Origin of the sequence: Sphingopyxis sp. J-6 (assembly GCF_046603995.1) — a bacterium.
In the GTDB taxonomy this organism is placed as follows: domain Bacteria; phylum Pseudomonadota; class Alphaproteobacteria; order Sphingomonadales; family Sphingomonadaceae; genus Sphingopyxis.
Map to the genome: position 1 here is coordinate 4,123,146 of NZ_CP145810.1, position 22,452 is coordinate 4,145,597.

Annotated in this window: 13 protein-coding genes; 9 read left to right on the forward strand and 4 right to left on the reverse strand. The window is 66.6% G+C overall.

Annotation, left to right across the window (positions count from 1 at the left end; all coding sequences use genetic code 11):
* Positions 1 to 4 precede the first annotated feature (4 nt).
* Positions 5 to 1,186, forward strand: coding sequence for an alginate lyase family protein (locus V6U71_RS19590; RefSeq protein WP_411339999.1), 1,182 nt, complete (start codon positions 5 to 7; stop codon positions 1,184 to 1,186).
* 9 nt (positions 1,187 to 1,195) lie between these two features.
* Here V6U71_RS19590 and V6U71_RS19595 read toward each other — a convergent pair whose 3' ends face one another.
* Positions 1,196 to 1,795, reverse strand: a complete 600-nt coding sequence (locus V6U71_RS19595; protein ID WP_411340000.1) for a PilZ domain-containing protein — start codon at positions 1,793 to 1,795, stop codon at positions 1,196 to 1,198.
* Between the two features lie 207 nt (positions 1,796 to 2,002).
* Here V6U71_RS19595 and V6U71_RS19600 point away from each other — a divergent pair, with 207 nt between their 5' ends.
* Positions 2,003 to 3,169 (forward strand): iron-containing alcohol dehydrogenase, encoded by a 1,167-nt coding sequence (locus tag V6U71_RS19600; protein WP_411340001.1) that lies wholly within the window; start codon positions 2,003 to 2,005, stop codon positions 3,167 to 3,169.
* A gap of 209 nt (positions 3,170 to 3,378) precedes the next feature.
* Here V6U71_RS19600 and V6U71_RS19605 read toward each other — a convergent pair whose 3' ends face one another.
* Positions 3,379 to 9,036 carry an autotransporter domain-containing protein gene (locus V6U71_RS19605; protein WP_411340002.1) on the reverse strand — a complete coding sequence of 1,886 codons (5,658 nt, stop codon included), beginning with the start codon at positions 9,034 to 9,036 and terminating at the stop codon, positions 3,379 to 3,381.
* A 343-nt stretch (positions 9,037 to 9,379) separates the two neighbouring features.
* Between V6U71_RS19605 and V6U71_RS19610 the strand changes: the two genes are divergently transcribed.
* Positions 9,380 to 11,587 carry a sensor histidine kinase gene (locus tag V6U71_RS19610; RefSeq protein WP_411340003.1) on the forward strand — a complete coding sequence of 736 codons (2,208 nt, stop codon included), beginning with the start codon at positions 9,380 to 9,382 and terminating at the stop codon, positions 11,585 to 11,587.
* On the opposite strand, the gene V6U71_RS19615 is transcribed toward V6U71_RS19610, so the two are convergent.
* Both V6U71_RS19615 and V6U71_RS19620 read right to left on the reverse strand, forming a co-directional pair.
* A complete protein-coding gene (locus tag V6U71_RS19615; protein ID WP_411340004.1) occupies positions 11,573 to 12,190 on the reverse strand; it encodes a response regulator in 618 nt (205 codons plus the stop codon). The two genes, V6U71_RS19610 and V6U71_RS19615, sit on opposite strands and share 15 nt — an antisense overlap.
* A gap of 129 nt (positions 12,191 to 12,319) precedes the next feature.
* Positions 12,320 to 12,961, reverse strand: a complete 642-nt coding sequence (locus tag V6U71_RS19620; protein WP_411340005.1) for an FABP family protein — start codon at positions 12,959 to 12,961, stop codon at positions 12,320 to 12,322.
* Between the two features lie 118 nt (positions 12,962 to 13,079).
* On the opposite strand from V6U71_RS19620, the gene V6U71_RS19625 reads away from it, so the two are divergent.
* The 6 genes from V6U71_RS19625 to V6U71_RS19650 all read left to right on the forward strand — a co-directional run bounded on the left by V6U71_RS19625 (position 13,080) and on the right by V6U71_RS19650 (position 22,452).
* Positions 13,080 to 14,768: an N-acyl-D-amino-acid deacylase family protein gene (locus V6U71_RS19625; RefSeq protein WP_411340006.1), complete on the forward strand. Its 1,689-nt coding sequence runs from the start codon at positions 13,080 to 13,082 to the stop codon at positions 14,766 to 14,768.
* Between the two features lie 104 nt (positions 14,769 to 14,872).
* Positions 14,873 to 16,834 (forward strand): CocE/NonD family hydrolase, encoded by a 1,962-nt coding sequence (locus tag V6U71_RS19630; protein ID WP_411340007.1) that lies wholly within the window; start codon positions 14,873 to 14,875, stop codon positions 16,832 to 16,834.
* A 14-nt stretch (positions 16,835 to 16,848) separates the two neighbouring features.
* Positions 16,849 to 19,311 (forward strand): CehA/McbA family metallohydrolase, encoded by a 2,463-nt coding sequence (locus V6U71_RS19635; protein WP_411340008.1) that lies wholly within the window; start codon positions 16,849 to 16,851, stop codon positions 19,309 to 19,311.
* Between the two features lie 340 nt (positions 19,312 to 19,651).
* Positions 19,652 to 19,978: a hypothetical protein gene (locus tag V6U71_RS19640; protein ID WP_411340009.1), complete on the forward strand. Its 327-nt coding sequence runs from the start codon at positions 19,652 to 19,654 to the stop codon at positions 19,976 to 19,978.
* A 42-nt stretch (positions 19,979 to 20,020) separates the two neighbouring features.
* The gene (locus tag V6U71_RS19645; protein WP_411340010.1) at positions 20,021 to 21,265 is read left to right on the forward strand and encodes a radical SAM protein; all 1,245 of its coding nucleotides are present in this window, start codon (positions 20,021 to 20,023) and stop codon (positions 21,263 to 21,265) included.
* Positions 21,262 to 22,452, forward strand: coding sequence for a cupin domain-containing protein (locus V6U71_RS19650; RefSeq protein ID WP_411340011.1), 1,191 nt, complete (start codon positions 21,262 to 21,264; stop codon positions 22,450 to 22,452). Before V6U71_RS19645 ends, V6U71_RS19650 begins: the two co-directional genes overlap by 4 nt.

A 22,452-nucleotide genomic window follows, 5' to 3' on the forward strand; every position in this document is an offset into this window, starting at 1 on the left:
GCCGGTGATCGCGCGTCGCACCCTGCTCCTCGCCGCGCTCGCCGCGGGCCCGGCGGCGTTCGCGCGCGCCGGGGGCGATCAGGGTCCACCCGACATCCGGGCGATCGAGCGCCGCCGGCTGTTGCCGCGGGCGGCCGCCCTGCTCGGCGCCGCGCCGCGCACCATCACCGCGATTCCTGCTTCGCGCAGCCCGGCGGGCCCGCATGATTATTATTCGGAGGGCGATTATTGGTGGCCCGACCCGGCGAACCCGGGCGGGCCCTATGTGCGCCGCGACGGCCGGTCGAACCCCGGCAAGTTCGACGGCCACCGCGACGCCCTGATCGCCTTCGGGCGCGACGTCCCGACGCTCGCCGCAGCATGGGAGCTGACCGGCGACCGCCGCTTTGCCGCGGCGGCGATGCGCCACCTCGCCGCCTGGTTCGTCGACCCGGCGACGCGGATGACCCCCGCCCTCGACCATGCGCAGGCGATCATCGGGGTGAACCAGGGCCGCGCGATCGGGGTGATCGACACGCTGCAGATCGTCGAGGTCGCGCGCGCGGCCGAGCTGTTCGCGCGCAAGGAGGCACCGGGCTATGCGGAGATCCGGAGCGGCGTCGAGCGCTGGTTCGCCGATTATCTCGACTGGCTCACCGCATCGCCCTTCGGCATCGAGGAGCGCGAGCAGCGGAACAACCATGGCAGTTGCTGGCTGTTGCAGGCGGCGGCCTTCGCGGCGCTGCTCGGCCGGGAAGAAACCCTCGCTGCCGCGCGCGAACGGCTCAAGACCGTGATCATCCCGACCCAGATCGAACCCGACGGCCGCCAGCCGCTCGAACTCGCGCGGACCAAGCCCTATGCCTATTCGCTGTTCAACCTCGATGTTCTCGCCGCGACGTCATGGCTGCTCGCGGGCGGCACCGGCGACCTCATCGCATGGCGGACGCCCGACGGCCGCTCGATCGGCGGCGCAATCGGCTGGATGGCGCCGTTCATCGCCGACAAGCGTGCATGGCCGCTGGCGCCCGATATCGAATATGGGGACGGCTTTCCCGTGCGTCAGCCGAGCCTGCTGTTCGGCGGGCTGGCGCTGCGCCGCAGCGACTGGCTCGCGCTCTGGCAGCGGCTGGATCCCGATCCCGTGATCGGCGAGGTCGTGCGTAATTTCCCGGTCCGTCAGCCCTTGCTGTGGCTGCGCGATTGATCGCGCCGCTCAGCCTTCGAGGCGGCGGATGCTTTCGAGGTCGGTGCGTTCGAGCGGCTCGGTGAGCCACAGCCCGCCGCGCCCGCCGCGCGACCAGCGAACGACCGCCTGACGGCGGATGCCGCCTTCGAGCGTCAGTTTGAGCATCATCCCCGCTTCGAAACGGCCGTCATGGACAAAGCCGGCACCCGACTGCGACAGGTCGACCAGCTCGATCGGCAGCGTCCAGTCGTCGGTCGCGGCCGTCGCCTTGACCCGCACCGGCAGGCGCGGCGCGCGATAGCCGCCCTCGCGCTGTTCGGCGGCAAGCTGCTTCAGCAGGCCGACGCCGTCGACCTCCTCGTCGAAGGCGACGCCGCAGCGGCCCTTTTCGGCCCAGACGACGCGCCCGGTCAGGATGATGTTTTCGGAGAGCGCAATCTCCAGCCGTTCGCCCTTTTCGACCGGGACGTCGGCCGACAGCATCATGCCGCGGTCGGAAATATTGCGCACCCGCCACAGGCCGGCGTCATCCTGACGTTCGATCTTGGCGATGCGGCAGACGGTACAGAAGCGATCGGCGGCGCGGCGATCGGTTTCGGTTTCGATATCCTGTGTCGGATCTTCCATGGGGCTGGGAAAACTTCCCATATCCTTCATCCTCGCTTGCAGCACCCGAGGTCAGCGGGCGAGTGATTCCTTTGACGGCACGCGGCCCATTGTTATGAAGGATGTCCCCACAGCATCCGCTCGATTGCTGCGCATTATCCCTTAGCAATGGTTAGGGTTTCCCTAACGTCAATCAGGGGGCGCCCGATCGTTCGAGGAGATCGCCGCTTGAGTATCGCCAGCATCGCCCTGCCCCGCATCCTGCGCATCGGCGGCGGCGCGTCGCGTCAGTTGCCCGAGGTGCTGGCGACGCTCGGCCTGTCGCGGCCGCTGATCGTCACCGATAGCTGGCTGGAGGGCAGCGGCCGCGTCGCGGAGCTCGCCGACGCGCTGGCGGCGGCCGGGATCGCGGCGCGCGTCTTCGCCGATACCGTCCCCGACCCGACGGTCGCGTCGATCGACGCGGGCGTGGCGTTTCTCCAGGACGGCGATCACGACTGCGTCGTCGGCTTCGGCGGCGGCAGCCCGCTCGACAGCGCAAAGGCGATCGCGCTGCTGGGCCTGCACGGCGGCGCGATGGCCGATTACAAGGCGCCGCATGTGCAGGACATCCCCGGCCTGCCGGTGATCGCGATCCCGACCACCGCGGGCACGGGGTCGGAAGCGACGCGCTTCACGATCGTCACCGACGAGGCGACCGACGAGAAGATGCTCTGCCCCGGGCTCGCCTATCTGCCGGTCGCGGCGCTCGTCGATTACGAGCTGACCTTTACCAAGCCCAGACGGCTGACCGCCGACACCGGGATCGATTCGCTGACCCACGCGATCGAGGCCTATGTGTCGAAGCGCGCCAACCCGTTCAGCGACGGCATGGCCTTGCTCGCGATGCGCGCGATCGCGCCGAACCTCCGCCGCGTATGCGCCGACCCGGCGGATGCTGCGGCGCGCGAAGCGATGATGCTCGGCGCGACGCAGGCCGGCATCGCCTTCTCGAACAGTTCGGTCGCGCTCGTCCACGGCATGAGCCGGCCGATCGGCGCGCATTTCCACGTCCCGCACGGGCTGTCGAACGCGATGCTGCTGCCCGCCGTGACCGCCTGGTCGGCGCCCGCCGCGCTTCAGCGCTATGCGACATGCGCCCGCGCGATGGGTGTCGCCGACGACAGCGAGGGCGACCAGTCGGCGGTCGCGCGCCTGCTCGACGAACTGGCGGCGCTGAACCGCGAGCTCGAAGTACCGGGGCCCGCCGCATGGGGCATCGACGCCGCACGCTGGGATGCGCTCGTCCCGACGATGTGCGCGCAGGCGGCGGCGTCGGGATCGCCCGCGAACAATCCGCGCGTGCCCGATGCCGACGAGATGGCGATGCTCTATGCGCAGGTCTGGGCGGGATAGCCGGCGCCGTTCATCATCCCGCAACCAATATCCTGCTTAAGCGCGCTCGCCCCGTCTCCCTCTCTCCTACGTCTCATCGAGGAGGCGGGGCATCCCCTTCATCATGATCCCAGCTTTTCCGGCAGCGCGCGACCAATGCGAAGGGGCCGGAACGAGGGTTGTCGTTCCGGCCCCACTGCAGGACTCGCCCCTGATAGGGTCGCTTCTGGTCAGAAAGCGATTCGAGCAGTAACGCGTACCCCGTGGCTGTTGCGGTCCGACGCCAGCGTGCCGGTGTAGGCAGCGCCGATGTTGAACGCCCCGGCGCTGTAGTCGAAGCCCGCCTCGACCTCGGCCGAGTTCTTCGGGATCGGCGTACCGATGATCCCGAACGGCGTGCCGCCGGCGGCGAAGCGCGAGATCATGATCGCGCCGCGGTCGTCGAACGCCCGGTTCCATGCCGCCGAAACATAGGGCTGGAAGCCCGCTTCGCCGGCATTGAAGCGCGCCCGCGCGCCGAGGCTGAGGAAGGTCGTTTTCTGGTCGACATCGGCGACCACCAGCGCCGCGTTGCCGCCCGCTTCGGTGAAGCCTTCGCTGTCGGTCTTGACGTGCGCGAGGCGGGCGAAGGGCGTGATCGCCGCCTTGCCCATCGTCACGTCGTAACCGACCTCGCCGAAGATCTGCAGCGTGCTGGCATCATATTTCGACGTCAGCGTCTGGGCGAGCGGGGCGACGGTCACCGCCCGGCTGGTGTCCATATCGTGCCAGGCGTAAGCGATACCGATGGTGCCGCGGAAGCCCCCCTCGGGCGCGCCATAGGTGGCGTGCGCCGCCAGATATTTGCTTTCGACGTCGGCGCTGTCGCCCCGGCCCTTCGCCTTGAAGTCCGAGCCGCCGATCCCGGCCGAGAGCGCCGCCGCAAAGCCGTTGCCGCCATAGCCGATGCCGGCCACCAGCCCCTTGTGGTCGGTGTCCATGCCGAGCCCGCCGGGCCGGGCATCGAACTTGCCCCAGCCGCCAAAGGCCGAGCCCCAGACGAACGCCCCGCTTTCCACCGGCGCGCGCATGCCGAAGAGCGCGTTGCGGAGGTGGCGGCTGTCGTCGGTGAGGCCGCTCACCGCATTGGCGTGGATCTCGCCCGACAGGTCGCCGAAACTTGCCTGCGCGGTCGCCGCATTCTGGACGAGCACCGCCTCGAACAGCGGATTGTCGATGCCGAGCGACTGGATCGCCGTCGCGACGCTCGCCTGGTTGAAGCCGATCGCGACATCGGCAAAGTCGATGTCGTTGCGATAGAGCGACAGGATGACGCTGTTCGCGCCGTAACGGAGCAGCGGATCGAGGAAGGCGAGATCGGTGGTCACCGATCCGAAGGTGCCGGTGACGCCGCCCGCGCCGGTCAGGATCACATAGTCGGTGCGCGGGTTGTAATCGCCCTCTTCGGCGAGCACCGCGACGCTCGCGGTGCTCGCGATCGTCACCGCACCCGTCGCGTCGAGCCGGTCGCCCTGGCCCGCGGCGTTGACCTCGACCTCATAGACCGAGCCCGCCGCGAAGGCGAGGTCGCCATTCACCGTGAGCTGGCCGATCGAGTTGCCCGGCGCGATCGTACCGCCCGCCGCAACCGTCGTCGAACCGACGGTACCGTTACCGCCCAGCGTGCCGCCGTTGTTGACGGTGACGTCGGAAACGATCGAGCCGTTGACCGCCAGCTTGCCGCCATTGACCGCGGTCGGACCGGTATAGTCGCTGTCGCCGGTCAGGTTGAGCGTGCCGTCGCCTTCCTTGGTGAACGACCCGCTGCCCGAGATGGTGCCGCCGAACTGGCTGTTGGCGTCCTGCGCGACGGTCAGGTTGTTTTCGCCCATCTGGACGTTCGAGCCTTGCTCGCCTGCAAGCCCGCCGATCGTCTGGTCCTTGCCGCTGATGTCGAGGCTGCCGCCCTCGCCGAGGTTGAAGTCGGTCGTCGGGTCGATCGTGCCGCCGATGCGGACCGAGCCGCCGAGGATGTTGGTAACGCCCTCGAAGCTGTAATCGCCCATGAAGGTCAGGATGCTGTCGCCCATCTTGTCGAGCGTCCCGTTGCCCGAGAAGGCGCCAAGGAAGTCATAATCGTCCGAGCGGTTGAAGACGAAGCGGCCGTTGTTGACGATATCGCCCGCGAAATCGCCCTCGGTGCCGCCGGTGCCGAGCTGGAAGAAACCGTCGCCTTCGGTCGTCACGTCGCCGAGCAGCGTGCCGGTCAGGATCAGCCCGCCGTTCGCGACGGTGGTGCCGCCGGTGTGCGCAAAGGACGCCGTATCGAGCGTAAAGACCCCCTCGCCGATCAGCTTGACGGCGCCGGTGCCGCTGACCGAGAGCTGGCCGAGCCCCGACACGACGTCGTCATGGTCGAAATTCGCGACGAGCAGGCCGTTGTTGGCGATCGCCGGGGTGAAGATCGGGGTCGAGAACAGCCCCTCGTCATATTCGATTTCGTTGACCTGCAGCGCGCCGCCCTCGGCAATCGTCACCGCATTGAACTCGCCGACATAGCCCGTGGTCGACCAGTAACCCGCGGCAACGGTCAGCTCCTCGAAGTCGAGCGCAGTGCCAACCTGCTGCGCCTCGGTCAGTTCGAGCACATCGCCGTCGAGGATCAGGCTGTCATGGCCTTCGCCCGCCAGCATCGCGCCGGTGACGACGCTGCCGGTGTGGAGGGTCACCGTGTCGTCATAGCTGTCGAGCACGATCGCGGCGCCGCTGCCGCCGGCGAGCGTCCCCGCATTGACGACATTCGCCTGGACATGCGCGATGATCGCGGCGCCGTCCGCGCTGGCAATCGTGCCGCTGTTGGTGAAATTGCCGAGCAGGCCGGGCGTGTCGGCAAGGTCGCTCTGGATGAGCACGCCGCCGGCATTGCCGCTGATCGACCCCGCGTTGATGACTTCGCCGCCGCCCGACAGGATGATACCGAACCGGTCGCCGGCGATCGTGCCGCCTTCGGCGTTCGCAACGCTCGCAGTATAACCGGCCAGATCCTGGCCGTCATAAGCGAACATCGACACGCCGTCGGCGCCGGGCGCGCCCGTGCCGGAGATCGTGCCGCTGTTGGCGACGGTGCCGCCGCCGATCAGCCGCACACCGTCGTTCGATTCGCCGGCAATCGTGCCGCTGTTCTCGATCTCGGTGCCGATTGCGAGGCCGACGAGCGTCTGGTTTTCCTCGTCATATTGATAGGCGGTGGTGATGCCCGCCCCGGCGCCCGATATGATACCGCTGTTCGTCACCGCCGATGCCGCGGTGGTGATCGTGATGCCGGCGTCGGGCGCTGCGTCGAAGCCGTCATAGCTGCCTTCGCCGCGGATCGTGCCGGCATTGTTCACGACGAGCGAGCCGGTCGCGAAGGAATAGATGCCCGAGGTCGCGCCGGTGATCGTGCCGCCTTCGGCATTGGTGATTGCCACGTCGGCGCGCGAGCCCTGCGACACGCCCGCGCCGAAATCGCTGACGATCGTGCCGCTGTTGTCGAGGCTGGCGCTCGACATGTCGCTGCCGAAACCGACGCCGAAGCCGTCGCCGCCGCTGCCGCCCAGATCGCCGGTGCCGCGGATCGTCCCCGAATTGACGACGGTCGCGGTCAGGCCGCTGCGGTCCTCGCCGGCGTCGGTGTTGGTCGCCGTGCCCTGAATATAGACGCCGCCGTTGACGCCGGTGATTTCGCCGGCGTTGGCGACGTCGCCGCCCGCCGAAAGGATGATGCCGAAGCGCTGGCCGGCGATCGAACCGCCTTCCTCGTTGGTGACGCTGGCGCTGTAATCCTCGTTCGCCTGATCGGTGTGCGGATACATCGAAATGCCGTCGGCAAACGGCGTGCCGCGGCCCTCGATCGTCCCGCTGTTGGTGACGCTGCCGCCGCCGATCAGCCGGACGCCGTCGTCATTGTTGCCGATGATCGTGCCGCTGTTGGTGACGCTGCTATTGACCGCACGGCCCTCGAACTGGTTCGGCCCGACCTGGAACGGGTTGGTGGTGATGCCGAACTGCCCGCCCTCGATCGTGCCGCTGTTCTCGATCACCGCGTCGGCGGTCAGGATGTTGATGCCGTTCTGGCTCTGACCGCGAATCGTGCCGGCGTTTTCGACCGTCAGCTTGCTGGTGTTCGCCGCAATGCCGTTGCCGCCGGCGATGATTTCCGCGCCCTCGGCGTTGGTGACGACAAGATCGCCCGTCGACTGGCCGAGAATCGCCCCGGCCTGACCGACGATGATACCCTCGTTGTTGATCGTCGTCGTTTCGAGCGAGCCGCCGGCGAGCACACCGAAAAAGCCCTGCACGACGCCATGGTCGTTGTTGAGCGTTGCGCTCCGTCCCTGCTGCGCCTCGGTCGCGCCCATGACGACGCCGAACGGCACGACCCCCGGATTGGCAGGGTCATATTGACCGGTGCTACGGATATGGCCGCCATTATTATCGATCGTCCCGCCGCCCTGCAGCACGACGCCGAATTGCTGGCCCTCGATCACGCCGTCCTCGTCGTTGACGATCGATCCGACCCCCGTGGCCTCGGGGTCGACCGCGTCGGCGAATTCGCTGATCGCGACGCCGATTCCCGGCGCACTGCCATTGGCATTGGTGGAGCCCTTGATGAGGCCGTTGTTGGTCACCGAGCCGCCGCCCGCGAGCGAAACCGCCGTGCCGCCATTGCCGACGATCGTCCCGGTGTTGATGACGGTCGTGTTCGCGGCGACAGGCTCGGTCACACCCGGGCTGACCTGCGCGAGGTTGGTGATGATACCCGATTGCGCGCCCTCGATCGTGCCGCTGTTCTCGATCACCGCATCGGCAGTCAGGATGTTGATCGCATTCTGATTCGCGCCGCGAATCGTCCCCGCATTGTTGACCGTCAGCGTGCTGGTGTTCGCGATGATCGCGGTGCCGCCCGAGGCGATTTCGGCGCCGTCGGCATTGTTGACGACAAGGTTGCCCGTCGACTGGCCTATGATGCCGGCGAACTGCCCGTTGATGATCCCGCCGTTATCGATCGTCGCATCGACCGGTCCGCCGGCGAGGACGCCGATGAAACCGAGAACGACGCCATCGTTATCGAGCGTCGCGACCCGGCCTTCCTGTTCCGGGGTCGCGCCCAGGACGATGCCGATCGGGGTCAGGCCCGTCGCGGGGTTGAACGCGCCGGTGCTGCGGATCAGGCCGTCATTCTCGATCGTGCCGCCGCCCGAGAGGACGATGCCGAAGGTCTGCCCTTCGATCGTGCCGTCCTCGTCGTTGACGATCGATCCGATGCCGGTCGCGTCGGGGTCGATCGCGCCGGGGAATTCGGTGATTGCGACGCCGATGCCGTTCGCATTGGCGCCGCCGTTTACATTGTTATAGCCCTGGATCGTGCCGCTGTTGGTGACGCTGCCGCCGCCGACCAGCCCGACGCCCGAGCCGCCTTCGCCGACGATCGTGCCGCTGTTGACGACCACCGTGTCGGCGACCAGCGCCTGCGGCGGCAGGTTGTCGCCATTCTCGTCCTCGCTGAAGAATTGCGAGGTCGCGATGCCATGCGCGCCGCCCGAAATCGTGCCGCTATTGGTGACCGACGATCCCGGCTGGGCAATCACGATGCCGCCGCTCGGCCGGCTGTCGACACTACCGGTAAAGGTGCCGTTGCCGCGAATGTTGCCCAGATTGTCGACGATCACCGGACCGTTGTCGGCATAGATGCCGATATCGTCGCCCACGACCTCTTCGTCCTCGGCCACCGTGATCTCCAGCGGCTCGGGCTGGTCGTTGTGGATGCCGAAGCTGTCCTGCGCCTGCGCGACCGGCGCGAATTGCAGGATCGACAGGCCGGCGACCGCGCTGGTCGCGAGCAGGCGCGATTTCGAAATCTTGGACATTGGCTGGAAACTCCCCTTGAAAACTGCATGCACAGGCAGGGGAGCGCCGGACAGCCCAAAGGCCATCCGGCTGGTTTCCCCCCACGCGAATTTAGCGTCCCGTCAAACTGTTCGAATGCCCCCCAGCATCTTCAGCTTTGTAACGGCAGGAATAATTGCCGACGCGCCGCACCGTCTACCCAATGTTTTTTAGGGTAACGTCTCATTTGCCATATTTGGGACAGCCAGCGGCTTGCGGGGCGCGACATCGACGATTGACGTTGGCGCCCGGCTCGGCAAAGAAATCCGCGGGGCGGGCAATATGCGATATTGGGTTGCATTTCTGATATTTGTCGTCGCGGCGATGTTGTCGCCCGCAAGCGCGGCGCCGACCGTGTTACCGGCGTTCGAACTGCACGCCGGTATCGACCCCGCATCGGTCGCGCCCTTCATCCGCTACACGAAGGATGTTCCCGATTTCGAGGGGCTGCGCCCGGCCGACATGCTCGCCAAGCCGCTCGAACGCATCGAGGGATCGTCGATCCATTTCGGCCCGCCGGGGGTGAAAACCGCGCTGCTGCTGAAGGTCCGCAATGCCGGGTCGGCGCAGGGTAGCTGGATCCTCACCACGGGGCGCGGGTCGCTGAAATTCTTCCGGCTCTACGAAGCTTCGGGCGACCGGTTCGACCTGCTCGTCGACGGCACCGATCCCGAGGATGCGCGGCGCAATCTCGGCACCTATCAGGCTTTCAGCTCCGAACTGGTGCTCGACCCCGGGCAAGAGAAGCTGGTGCTGATCGAGTTCCTGTCCGAAAATTCGACCTATATGCCGCTCCGTATCAACACCTATGGAACCTTCTTCAAGGAACGGCGGGCGAATATCTCGATGGTGTCGGGCGTGGTCATCGGCGCCTTCATCCTGCTCCTTTTGAACTTCCTCTTTTTCTCGATCACCGGGCATCGCGAATTTCTGTGGCTTGCCGTCGCCGAGGCGTTCTTCGCGCTCAACACCGTCCACTCCGAAGGCTATATCACCATCTTCTTCCTCTACGACAAACCGCTGACGGGGGTCGCGGTCGAGGATTTCTTCAAATGCGGCTTTGCGGGAGCGATGGCGCAGTTCTGCCGCACGTTCGTCAATACGCCGGTCAATTTCCCGAAACGCGACGTGGCATTGAAGGTGCTCATTATCGCCTCGCTCGCGGTAATGCTGCTCCAGCCGGGCCTGTCGCTCTATCCGCCCGGGCTGCGCTTTGCCCTGCACGCCGCCGCCTGGCTGGTCGCGATTGCCGTCGCGCTGTTCCTGCCCTTCGTCGGGTTCGCGGCGATGAAACAGCTCGGTAACCAGCTCTGGCCGCTGTTCGTCGGCTGGGCCAGCCTTGCGCTGTTCATCGTCTATGCCGCAATCGCCTCGATGGGCTTTTTCATCTGGCTGCCGATCAACTGGCATCTGTCGGGGCCGGTCGGATTGTTTGAGGCGGTGATGGTGACCCTCGCACTTGGCTTCAATCTCAAGAAGATCCAGCGCGACAAGCTCGCCGCCGACTTCAACTATGCCCGGTCGTTGTCGGAGCGGCTGGAGATCAGCGAGCGCGCGACACGGCTGGCCGAGGAAAAGGCATTCGCGCTCGCGACCGTCAACAGCCAGAATGCGTTGCTCCACGCATCGGGACACGACAGCAAGCAGGTCATCCTCGCGCTCAACAGCGCCGTCGACGTGCTGCGGCGGAGCGCAGGCCCGGCAGGCAATGGCGAACTGATCGGCATGCTGCAAAGCTCGGCCACCTATTTGAACGAGATTGTTTCGACGACGATGTCGGGCGCGAACATCGTCGGTAGCGACGCCGGGTTCGTCGCGCTGAGCAGCTTCAAGGGGCAGGCGCTCGTCGAGCCGCTGATGATGATGTTCCGGACCCCGTTCGCGCGCAAGCAGCTGACGCTGGAGGCGGACGGCGCCGACGATATCGTCATCGTTTCGGACAAGCCGCTGCTGATGCGCGCGCTCGCGAACCTGCTCAGCAACAGCTATCAATATAGCGATGCGGGCGGTGCCCGGATTTCGCTGGCGCGCGACGGCGAGACGGCAACCATCACGATCTCCGATACCGGCCGCGGCATGTCGGACGCAGTGCGCAAGGCGCTGAACGCAAACGGCACCACCCGGCTGCGCGCCGACGAGGGGGGCGAGGGTACGGGATCGGGATTCCATTCGGCACGACGTCTCGTCGAAAGCCTGTCGGCAACGCTGGAAATCCTGTCGTCGACTTCGGCCGGTACCACGGTCCGCATCACCCTTCCCTGCGCCTTCGCCAGCGTGACGCCTTGCGGCATCGGCGCGTTGCAGACGGGACTACCCGGGTGGCTGATCGCCGATTTCGACCAGCGCGAAGCCTTCGAGGCGGCGCTCGCCGCCTCGACGCTGCCCGCGCACCGGATCATCGCGCTGACCTATGACGATACCACCGTGACGCGCGGGCGGCTCAGCGAGATGGTCGGGATGATGATGATCAAGCCGCCGTGCAGCGAGCTGATCGCTCACCCGCTGCTGCGACGGGGATCAGAGCAGGTTTAGCTCCTGCGCCCGTTCGACGATCTTGCGGTTGTGGGTGACGTCGAGCTTGCGCCGCAATTCCGCGATGTGAAACGACACCGTCGGCTGTGCGATCGACAGGCGGTAGGAGATTTCCTTGTTGCTCTCCCCCTGCGCGAGATAGTGCAGGATCGCCATCTGGCGCGACGACAGCGCGACCGGCGGCTGCTGAAACTTTCCGAGCGCCTCGGCGATATAGGGAGAAATGTGGATCTCGCCCGCCAGCGCCGCGTCGCACGCCGCGATGATCTGGTCCGACGGGTCGGCCTTGCTGACCACCGCGCGCGCGCCGAGCTTCAGCGCATAGTCGATCTCGCCGAGGTTCGTCTCCCCAGTCAGAATGATCACCGTCATGTCACGCGACCCGACGATTTCGGCGAGGATATTGATGCCGCGCACGTCGGGCATGTTGAGATCGAGGATGACGAGATCGACCGGCTGCGACTGAACGAAGGCCCCCACCGTCGCACCGCGATCGAGCGCCCCGACGACGGTGAAACGCTCGTACGAAGCGAACAGCAGCCGGAGGCCGTTCTGCGTGATCGGATGATCGTCGACGATCAGGATATTGTGCGTCAGGCTCATGTCGGCGTTCGCTGGCCCCCGTTTGCGACCCGGCGTCAATGGATCAGCGACGGCACGCTTTTACAACCCGAATAAATCTGGGGTTGGCGGATGAAAAAGGCAGGGAAGCCGGCGCACAGCCAGATATTCTCAGCCCCGCCGGACGATCTGCGCCAGCGGGTTCGCCTCCGCCTCGGCGATCTTGGCCAGATGGTTGCGATCGCGGTGGAGAAAGGGTTCGGCCTGTCCGCGCACCATCAGCACCGTGTCCGAAACATAGCTCCACGAACCGTCATCGTGGAAATCGACCGTGATCGTATAGCTGTCGGTGCGAAAGGCCTGTTCGAGGAAGGTCGTCGAGCAGATACCATATTCGCTGCTCCCCCGCTCGGCCTTCAGCACGAGTTGCTTCGCATCGGCGGTGGCATGCCCGGCGGCGATCGCCACCTGCCCGCGCGGAATGGCAAGCGTCTGCAGCACGAGCCCGGTCGCCGGTTCCCACAGCCAGTATCCGACCTGGTCGTGGAAGGCGATGTCCTCGTCGGGGGTATTGATATGGACATGATAGCGCAGCCCGTAGAAGAGCTGCGGCCCGTTCGCCTGCGGATCGATCGGCTGCATCTCGATCCGCTCGTAATAGTCGCGCTGTTCGGGGCCGTCGGCCTTGGGATTGATATCGACGCCGCGATGGCCTTCCCAGATGCCGGCAAGCCGGCGCAGCGGCCCGAGATTGTCCAGCGTATCGGGCGCGACGTCGTCGGGCTCGGTGAAGATATCGTCCGGAATGTCCATAATGCCCCTCGTCCTTACAAATGCCGCCCGCCGCGCCGCGGCGCAAGAAGCGCTTGTGATTTTTCGGGAATTCGGATGAGATTGCGGCAAGGTCAAGCGGCAATCGGGGAGATGCACGATGGACATGAAACGACGGTTGGCGCTTGGCGCCGCGCTTTGGCTTTCGACGTCGGGCATGGCGCTCGCGGCCGAAGGCGGTCATGACGTCGTGATCCGCGGCGGCACCATCTATGACGGGTCAGGGGCGCCCGGCGTCGTCGGCGATGTCGCGATCGACGGCGACCGCGTCGTCGCCGTCGGCAAGGTCGCGGGCAAGGGCCGCACCGAAATATCAGCCGCCGGGATGGCGGTCGCGCCCGGCTTCATCAACATGCTAAGCTGGGCGACCGAATCGCTGATCGCCGACCCGAAAAGTCAGAGCGACATAAGGCAGGGCGTCACGCTGGAGGTGATGGGCGAGGGCTGGTCGATGGGGCCGCTGAACGCGACCATGAAGGCCACCGAAACCGAGCGTCAGGGCGATATCAAATATCCGATCGAATGGACCAGCCTCGGCGATTATCTTTCCTGGCTCGAAAAACGCGGCATCGCGCCAAATGTCGCGAGCTTCGTCGGCGCGGCGACGGTGCGCGTCCACGAACTGGGCGAAGACGATGTCGATCCGACGCCCGAACAGCTTGACCGCATGCGCGCGCTGGTCCGGCAGGCGATGGACGAAGGCGCGCTCGGCGTCGGTAGTTCGCTGATCTATGCGCCCGGCTCCTATGCCGAAACCGACGAACTCGTCGCGCTGACCGGCGAGGCGGCAAAATGCGGCGGCATGTACATCAGCCACATGCGATCGGAAGGCGACCGGCTCGAGGAAGCGGTCGACGAGCTGATCGAGATATCGAAGCGGTCGGGCGCCCCGGCGGAGATCTATCACCTCAAGATGGCGGGGCGCGAAAACTGGGGCAAGCTCGCGCCCGTCGTCGCGAAGGTCGAGGCAGCGCGCGCCGCCGGACAGCGGATCACCGCCGACATGTACACCTATACCGCCGGTGCGACCGGGCTCGACGCGGCGATGCCGACATGGGTGCAGGCCGGCGGGCTGGAGAAATGGATCGAGCGGCTGAAGGACCCCGCAACGCGTAAACGCGTCGCCGCCGAAATGCAGAAGCCCGGCAACGACTGGGAGAATCTCTACTTCGGCGCCGGCGCCGACAAGATGATCCTGTCGGGCTTCAAGAACGACGCGCTGAAACCGCTGACCGGCAAGACGCTCGCCGAGGTCGCAAGGATGCGCGGCAAGTCGCCCGAGGAGACCGCGATGGACCTCGTCGTCGAGGATGGCTCGCGCGTCGGCACCGTCTATTTCCTGATGTCGGAGGACAATGTGCGCGCGCAGATCAAGCTGCCGTGGATGAGCTTCGGGTCCGACGCGGCATCGCAGGCGACCGAAGGCGTCTTCCTGAAATCGGGCGCCCATCCGCGCACCTATGGCAATTTCGCGCGCCTGCTCGGCCGCTATGTCCGCGACGAAAAGCTGATCCCGCTCGAACAGGCGGTGCACCGGCTGACCACCCTGCCCGCGACCAACCTCGGGATCAAGGAACGCGGCGCGCTGAAGCCCGGCTATTTCGCCGACGTCGTGATCTTCGACCCGGCGGCGGTCGCCGACCGTTCGACCTTCGAGGCGCCGCACCAATATTCGCTCGGCGTCCGCGATGTCTTCGTCAACGGCGCGGCGGTGCTGAAGGACGGCGAGCCGACCGGCGCGACGCCGGGACGCGCGGTGCGCGGCGCCGGCTGGGGAAAATGCCGCTGAGCGAAAAGGCGTAATATTTCTGGGCCTTTGCCCCAGACATATCCGCGTTGCAACTTTCCCCGTACCGACCATTCTGGTCGCTCAGAACAGACATGGGGATGGAAATGATCAAGAAGTCGCTCGCCGCGCTGACGCTGGTGCTGACGCTTTCGCCGCTGGTCGGGGCGCATGCCCAGCGCACGGTAACACCCGTCGTGCAGCCGGGCGGCGACATCCCCAAAAGCTATTCGCCCGAAAGCGAAGGCACCGATTACGAACGGCGCGTCGTCATGGTACCGATGCGCGACGGCGTGAAACTGCAGACGATCATCATCGTGCCCAAGGGCGCGAAGAACGCCCCGATCCTGATGGACCGTACGCCTTATAATGCGACGGCACGCTCGACGCGGTCGACGAGCGCGCGGATGGTCAACGCACTGCCGTTCGAGAATGAGCAGTTCGTCAGGAACGGCTATATCATCGTCTGGCAGGACACCCGCGGCAAGTTCGGGTCCGAGGGCGATTACACGATGATCATGCCGGTCGCCGGGCCGCTCAACAAGACCGGGGTCGACCATTCGACCGACGCCTATGACACGATCGACTGGCTGGTGAACAAGGCGAACCTGCCCGAAAGCAACGGCCGCGTCGGGATGATCGGTTCGTCCTACGAGGGCTATACGACCGCGATGGCGCTGCTCAATCCCCACCCGGCGCTGCGGGCGGCGGCACCCGAAAGCCCGATCATCGACGGCTGGATGGGCGACGACTGGTTCCATTACGGCGCCTTCCGCCAGCTCATGCTGGGCTTCGTCGCGATGCAGTCGGGCGAAAAGGGCTTCGCGAGCGCCCCGTCGCACGGCGGCGGCGACGATTATGACGTGTTCCGCGAAGCGGGGTCGGCGGGCGACTGGGCGCGCGCCCGCGGCTTCGACCAGCTTCCGGCGTTCAAGCGGGTCGTCGCCAATCCCGAATATAACGCGACATGGTCGGGGCAGGCCGTCGACAAGCTGCTCGCCGCCAATCCCTCCAACGTGCCAACGCTGTGGGTCCAGCCGATCTGGGATCAGGAGGACGGCTATGGCGCGATCCACTCGTTCGAGGCGCTGCGCGCCGCGGGCAAGACCGGAAACAACCATCTGATCCTCGGCCCGTGGTTCCACAGCCAGGTCAACCGCGCCGCCGGCGGCCGCAGCGTTGGGCCGCTCAACTGGGACGGCGACACGGTCGAACATTATTGGAAGCGCATGGTGCTGCCCTTCTTCAACGAGCATCTGAAGGACGGCCCGCCGTCGAACATGCCGGTCGCGACGGTTTATAACACCGGCGAGGACCGCTGGGAGAAGCTGACGACCTGGCCGCTCGCTTGCGAGAAAGGCTGCCCCTCACCGCTGACCCCGCTCTATCTCGCCGCCGACGGCGGGCTCAGTTTCAAGGCGGGCGCGGCGGGCGGCGATAGCTATGTCTCCGATCCCGCCAAGCCGGTGCCCTTCCTGCAGCGCCCGTTCAGCATGCAGCGTTCGGTCTACACCCCCGAATGGCCGACCTGGCTGGTCAGCGATCAGCGCCATGTCGACGGGCGGCCCGACGTCATGACCTATCGCAGCGAGGTGCTCACCGCGCCGGTGCGCGTATCGGGCGCCCCGATCGCGGACATCATCGCGCGCACGACGGGCACCGACGGCGATTTCGTGGTCAAGGTGATCGACGTCTTCCCGCAGGAAAATGCCAACAACCCCAATATGGGCGGTTACCAGCTCGCGATCGCGCTCGACATTTTCCGCGGCCGGTACCGGGAAAGCTTCTCCGACCCCTCGCCGATCCCGGCGGGCAAGTCGCAGCGCTACAAGTTCCGCCTGCCGACCGTGAATCATGTGTTCCAGCCGGGGCACCGCATCATGATCCAGGTCCAGTCGAGCCTGTTCCCGCTCTACGACCGCAATCCGCAGACCTATGTCCCCAATATCTTCAACGCGAAGAAGGCGGACTATAAGGCGGCGACGATCACGCTCGAACGCGGCGCGAACGGCAGCCGCGTGTGGCTTCCCGTGGTGCCGGTCGACCAGTCCGCGGCGGCGGCACAGTAAAAGCGGAGGGACAGTTGGCCGATCGACGCCACCGGCGGCCCGCCGCAGCCCGCTTCCTGTTCGCCGCGCCGCTGTGCCTTTTTGCGGCGGCGCCGGTGCAGGGCGAATGGACCAGCCAATATCCGCACGTCGAGAATGCGGCGAAGAATGTCGGCCACCAGCTCTATCTGGAGGCCTATAATCTTCCGACCTTCGCGGCGAGCCCGACCGATCCAGCGCCGTCGCCCGACGGGCGCTCGGTCGCCTTTGCGGCGCGCGGGTGGCTGTGGGCGATGGACGTCGCGACGCGGCAGGCGCGGCGGCTGACGCGCGGACCCCGCATCGATTCGCGTCCGGCCTGGTCGCCCGACGGCCGCCAGATCGCCTTCGTCCGCGACAGCGGCCGCGACACCGACATCATGCTGGTCGACGTCGCGACGGGCAAGGAACGGCCGCTGGTCGCGAGCCCGGCGCTCGACCTCGACCCCGCCTTTGCGCCCGATGGCACGTCGCTGTTCTACAGCTCGGCCGAGGCGGGCGATTTCGACCTGTGGCGGGTCGAGCTTGCCACCGGCGCCAAGACACGCCTCACCTCCGACACCGGTCAGGAACTGAACCAGCAGCCGATCGGCGGCGGCACCGGGCTCGTCTATGTCAACCGTGCCAAATATTTCAGCGACGCGGTTGCAACCCTCTCGCTCGCCGATGGCGAGCGCCGGACGCTGCTGTCGACGGGCATGGCGCCGCAGCTTCGCGTCGCCGCGTCGCCCGACGGGCGCTCGGTTGCGGTCACCGAGCCCGATGGCGACCGGCTGAAATTGATCACCCTCGACGCGGGTGGCGGCGACACGATCCGCGTTGCGCCCGACGCGACCTATCCGCTCGCGCCGAGCTGGTCGCACGGCGGCGCGCTATGGTTCGTCCAGCCGAACCGCGACAAGCAATTCACCCTGTACCGCACCCCGGCCGACGGCGGCGCCAGCGAGGACATGTCGCCGCTCGACTGGGATTTCGGCGAGCGCACCGCGCGCGTCACCATCCGCACCCGGCAGGCCGGGAAGCTGACCCCCGCGCGGCTGGCGATCGTCGACGGCAGCGGCCATCCTGCGGTTCCCGACACCGGTCTCGCCTATTTCGACTTCCAGCAGGGCCGCGTCTTCACCCATTCGCCCGGCGTGGTGACCGTCGAGGTGCCGGCGGGCACAATCCGGCTGAGCGCGACGCACGGCTTCGATGGGGTTGCCGAAGCAACGCGGCAGGTGCGCGCCGGCGACACGGTGACGATCGACCTCGACCTGCCCTCGACCGGCTTCGACGCCGCAGCGCGCGGCTGGTATTCGGGCGATCTCCACAATCACCTCAATTACGGCGGCCCCTATCAGCTCGAACCCGATGATCTGGTGACGATGATGCGCGCCGAGGCGCTCGACGTCGCGACGCCGCAACTCGCCAACCTCCAGACGCGGCAGGTCGACGCCAAATGGTGGGGCTGGCAGCGCTCCGAGCTGCCGCTGATCCGCGTCTCGCAGGAGGTGCGTGCGCATTTCCTCGGCCATATCGGGGTGATCGGCACCGATGCGCCGTTCGACCCGTGGTTCTTCGGCCCGAGCTACCCGGTCCGCGCGCAGAGCGAGCTGACCAACGCCGATGTGCTCCGCTTCACCCGCGCACACGGCGGGCTCAATATCTATGTCCATCCGGTGATCGGCAATGATCCCTTTCCGGCAAGCGGAAACCCCGGCGGCTTCCCGCTCGCGCTGGTGCCCGACGCGGTGCTCGGCGACGTCGATGCGATCGAGATCGCGTGCCTGTGGAGCGACGAGCTCGGCACCAGCGAGCTGTGGTATCGCCTCCTCAACCTCGGCCTGCCGGTCGCGCCGACCGCGGGCAGCGACACGATGCAGAATATCCACCGCATGATGGCAATCGGCTCGACCCGCGTCTATGCGAAGCCCGAGGGGCCGGTCGGGATGACGAGCTTCCTCGACGCGCTGCGCAAGGGGCGCAGCTTCGTCACCACCGGGCCGATGATCGATTTCACCGCGGCGGGCGCCGGGCCGGGCGAGGTCGTCGCGGGCGGCAGCAGATCGATCCCCTGGTCGCTCGACCTGTTTTCGCCGACGGCGGTCGATACGGTCGAAATCCTCGTCAACGGGCGCGTGGTGTGGAGCGGCAAGGGCCTGCCCGCGGCCGGCAAGCGCCGTTACAGCGGCACGGTCGAGGTACCCGCGGGCGGCTGGATCGCCGCGCGCGTCCATGGCGGCTCGGCAGTCTGGCCGGTGCAGGACGGGGCGCCCTTCGCGCACAGCGCGCCGGTCTGGATCGGCCGCGTCGGCAGCACCGACCCCGCGGCGGCGCGCAGTGCCGCCGCCGATCTACTCCGCTGGATGCCCGTCGGCGAAGCGCGACTCGCGACCGGCTATCCGGGCGACAGCGGCGCGCGCCTCAAGGCCCGCTTTGCCGAAGCGCGCCAGCGGCTCGAAGCTTGGGCGAAATGATATCGGGATAAGAGTGCCAAAAAGGGATCGAATCCGTCCCGCCCCGATACGGCTTTTTTTTCGTCGCCCTTTCCGCTCGACCGGCCGCCGATTGTCGTTTTGATCCAATGATTGTGCGTGCCCGGCGAGCATCCCGTCGCCACGGCCAGCGCAGGGACGCTCAGGTCGACATACCAGATGCGGCACAGGCTGGCCGGCGCCCGATCGATAGGGACGCCAGCGATCCCGCGCCCGCATCGTCGGCCGAATAACCGCTGTCCGCTACCCAAGCAAAACCCGCCGTCTGTCGACGCGTGCCCTTTCGCGCGCGGGCAAACCCCAATGCACAAGGAGAATAGACATGGCTGGAAAACATGACGCCGACAAGCTCAAGACCCTGGCATCGGTCTCGACCGAACGCCGCAAGCTGATCGGCCAGGCGATTATCGACGGGCTGATCTCGCCCGGCGAAGCCGCCTTTTCGCCGGTGGCGGCCGACCCCGACTATAATCAGGGTCAGGGCGGCTACACCCAGAAGGGCGGCGACCACAAGCAGGGCGGCGGCGACTATAACCAGTCGCAGGCGCTCACCAACATCCGCGATCTCGTCACCAACGTCATCCAGCCGGGCAATGTCGTTCAGCCCGGCAATGTCGCAGGCGGCGTGACGCGCGGTGGCGGCCGCTAAAAGCGGCGGCTTCATTTATCTCAAGACGATGAAGGATTGCTCGTGAACCAGCAACTCGGCATCGCTCCGGCGGCGGACACTCTTGTCCGTCGCCGCGAGTGGCGGGCCAGCCAGCCCGATTCGATCGACGCGCTTCAGGTCGTCTACAAGGTGGCCGAGCGCTGCAACATCAACTGCAGCTATTGCTATTATTTCCACATGGGCGACGAAACGCCGCTCGAACGTCCCGCCTATGCGCCGCATGCGGTGACCGAGCGGCTGGCGCACTGGATGGCCGACGGCTGCGCGGAACTGCGCATCCCGCACGCCAAGCTCGCCTTCCACGGCGGCGAGCCGGCGATGATCGGCGCCGAGGCGTTCGGCAAGGCATGCCGGACGCTGCGCGACGTCATCGAACCCGTCGCGACGCTGTCGCTCGCGATCCAGACCAACGGCGTGCTGCTCGACGAGCGCTGGACCGACAGGTTCATCGAACATGGGGTCGGCGTCGGGATCAGCATCGACGGCCCGCAAGCCGCCAACGACCGCTTTCGCCTCGACAAGCGCGGCCGGTCGACCTTCCAGCGCAGCGAGGATGCGATCCGCCGCCTCGTCGCCGCGCGCCCCTATGGCGCGCCGCTGCCCTCGACGATCAGCGTGCTGCACAGCGCCAACGATTATCGCGACATCTATCATTATCTGCGCGATCTGGGGGTCGAGGAACTCAACTTCCTGCTCCCCGACCGCAATGTCGACGACGACGCCTTCCGCGCCTCGGACGAGGCGGCCGACTATGGCCGCTGCCTGTCCGAAATCTTCGAGGCGTGGCTGGCCGAGGACAATCAGGCGGTGCGCATCAAGTTCATCGACCAGACGATGGTTCATTTCCGCGCCAGCGTAACGCCGGGTGCGATCTTCCGCCGCGGCCGCAAGAGCAACCAGGTGGTGATCGCGCGCAGCGATGGCACGGTGGCGATCGACGACAGCTATATCCCGGCGCTCGACTGGTACAGCCGCGCCCCGGTGCGGTCGATGGCAACGCATTCGCTGCGCGACTTCCTCGATAACCCGATCTTTCAGGAGATCGAGACGACCGCGAACAGCATCCCCACCGGCTGCCGCGACTGCCGCTGGCGCGACATGTGCCGCGGCGGCGACCTTGAAAACCGTTTCTCGGCCGCGAGCGGCTTCGACAATCCGTCGGTCTATTGCGGCGCGTACAAGGGCCTGTACGCAACCGTCTGCCAGCGGCTCGTCGAAGGCGGCTATCCCGCTCATCTCGTCACAGAAAAATTCGGTGCCCTATGACCCACGACCAGACCGCGGCATGGCTGTTCCACCCGCTTTCCACCGACCGCTTCCTCTCCGACTTCTGGGCCAAGGAGCATCATGCCGTCCGCCGGAGCGACCCCGGCTATTTCGCCGACCTGTTCAGCGCCCGGGCGCTCGAGGAGTTCCTCGAATATGGCCGCCCCGACCCCGCGGGTGTCCGGCTGGTCAAGGGCAAGGAGAAAAAGGAGCTCGCCGCCTATCGCCTCGGCAATGGCGCGATCGACATGGTTGCGCTGCGCAACGATTTCGCGGCGGGCTTCACGATCATCCTCAACGGGCTCGAACGCTATGTCGGCGCCGTCGCGGCGCTGGCGCGCTCGCTGGAGGTCGAACTCAACTTCGAAACGCAGGTCAACGCCTATGTCACCCCGCCCGGGTCGCAGGGGTTCCTGCCGCATTATGACGATCATGACGTCATCATCCTGCAGATTCAGGGGTCGAAGCGCTGGCACATCTATGAACAAGAAGGCGATGTACCCGCCAGCGAGTTGCAGCAGCGCGAGATTTTCGTCGGCGACAATCTGTCGCCGGCGACGCAATTGATCCTTCGCGCCGGCGATGTGCTCTACGTCCCCCGCGGAAGGGTTCACGCCGCCGAAACGCTCGACGAGACGTCGATCCACCTGACGCTCGGCATCCATCCGCCGAACATGCTCGAACTCGTCAAGGCGGCGCTCGACACGATGGCGATCCGCGACGACCGGGTGCTCGAACGGCTGCCGCCGCGCTACCTCAACGATCCGGCGCAGCGCGCCCGCCTTGCCGGGCTGGCGCGCGAGCTGGCGGCGATGATCGACGACCGCGCGATCGGCGATGCGGTCGGCGCGATCGAAGACAGCCTGCTCCGCCGTGGACGCTGTCCTCCGGCGGGCCGGCTCGTCGACGACGTGACCGGCAGCGGCACCATCACCGAGGCGAGCCGGCTCGCGCGCAACCAGCCGCTCTATGCCCGCGTCATGGCGCTGCCCGGCGGGGTCGGCCTGCAATTCGCGCAGACGCTCGTCACCGCGGACAGCAACCACCGCGACGCGATGCTGTTCCTGTCGCGACGGAAAGAGCCGTTCCGCGTTGCCGAGATCCCGGGCATATCGGCGGACGAACGGACCGACCTTGCGCGCAAGCTGCTCGTCGACGGGTTCCTCGTCCAGATGCCTGCGGCCTGA

Excerpts from the sequence above, each read along its gene's own strand:
- V6U71_RS19595 (WP_411340000.1), bottom strand. The coding sequence starts at position 1,795 with ATGGAAGATCCGACACAGGATATCGAAACCGAAACCGATCGCCGCGCC.
- V6U71_RS19605 (WP_411340002.1), bottom strand. The coding sequence starts at position 9,036 with ATGTCCAAGATTTCGAAATCGCGCCTGCTCGCGACCAGCGCGGTCGCC.
- V6U71_RS19610 (WP_411340003.1), top strand. The coding sequence starts at position 9,380 with ATGTTGTCGCCCGCAAGCGCGGCGCCGACCGTGTTACCGGCGTTCGAA.
- V6U71_RS19615 (WP_411340004.1), bottom strand. The coding sequence starts at position 12,190 with ATGAGCCTGACGCACAATATCCTGATCGTCGACGATCATCCGATCACG.
- V6U71_RS19620 (WP_411340005.1), bottom strand. The coding sequence starts at position 12,961 with ATGGACATTCCGGACGATATCTTCACCGAGCCCGACGACGTCGCGCCC.
- V6U71_RS19625 (WP_411340006.1), top strand. The coding sequence starts at position 13,080 with ATGGACATGAAACGACGGTTGGCGCTTGGCGCCGCGCTTTGGCTTTCG.
- V6U71_RS19630 (WP_411340007.1), top strand. The coding sequence starts at position 14,873 with ATGATCAAGAAGTCGCTCGCCGCGCTGACGCTGGTGCTGACGCTTTCG.
- V6U71_RS19640 (WP_411340009.1), top strand. The coding sequence starts at position 19,652 with ATGGCTGGAAAACATGACGCCGACAAGCTCAAGACCCTGGCATCGGTC.
- V6U71_RS19650 (WP_411340011.1), top strand. The coding sequence starts at position 21,262 with ATGACCCACGACCAGACCGCGGCATGGCTGTTCCACCCGCTTTCCACC.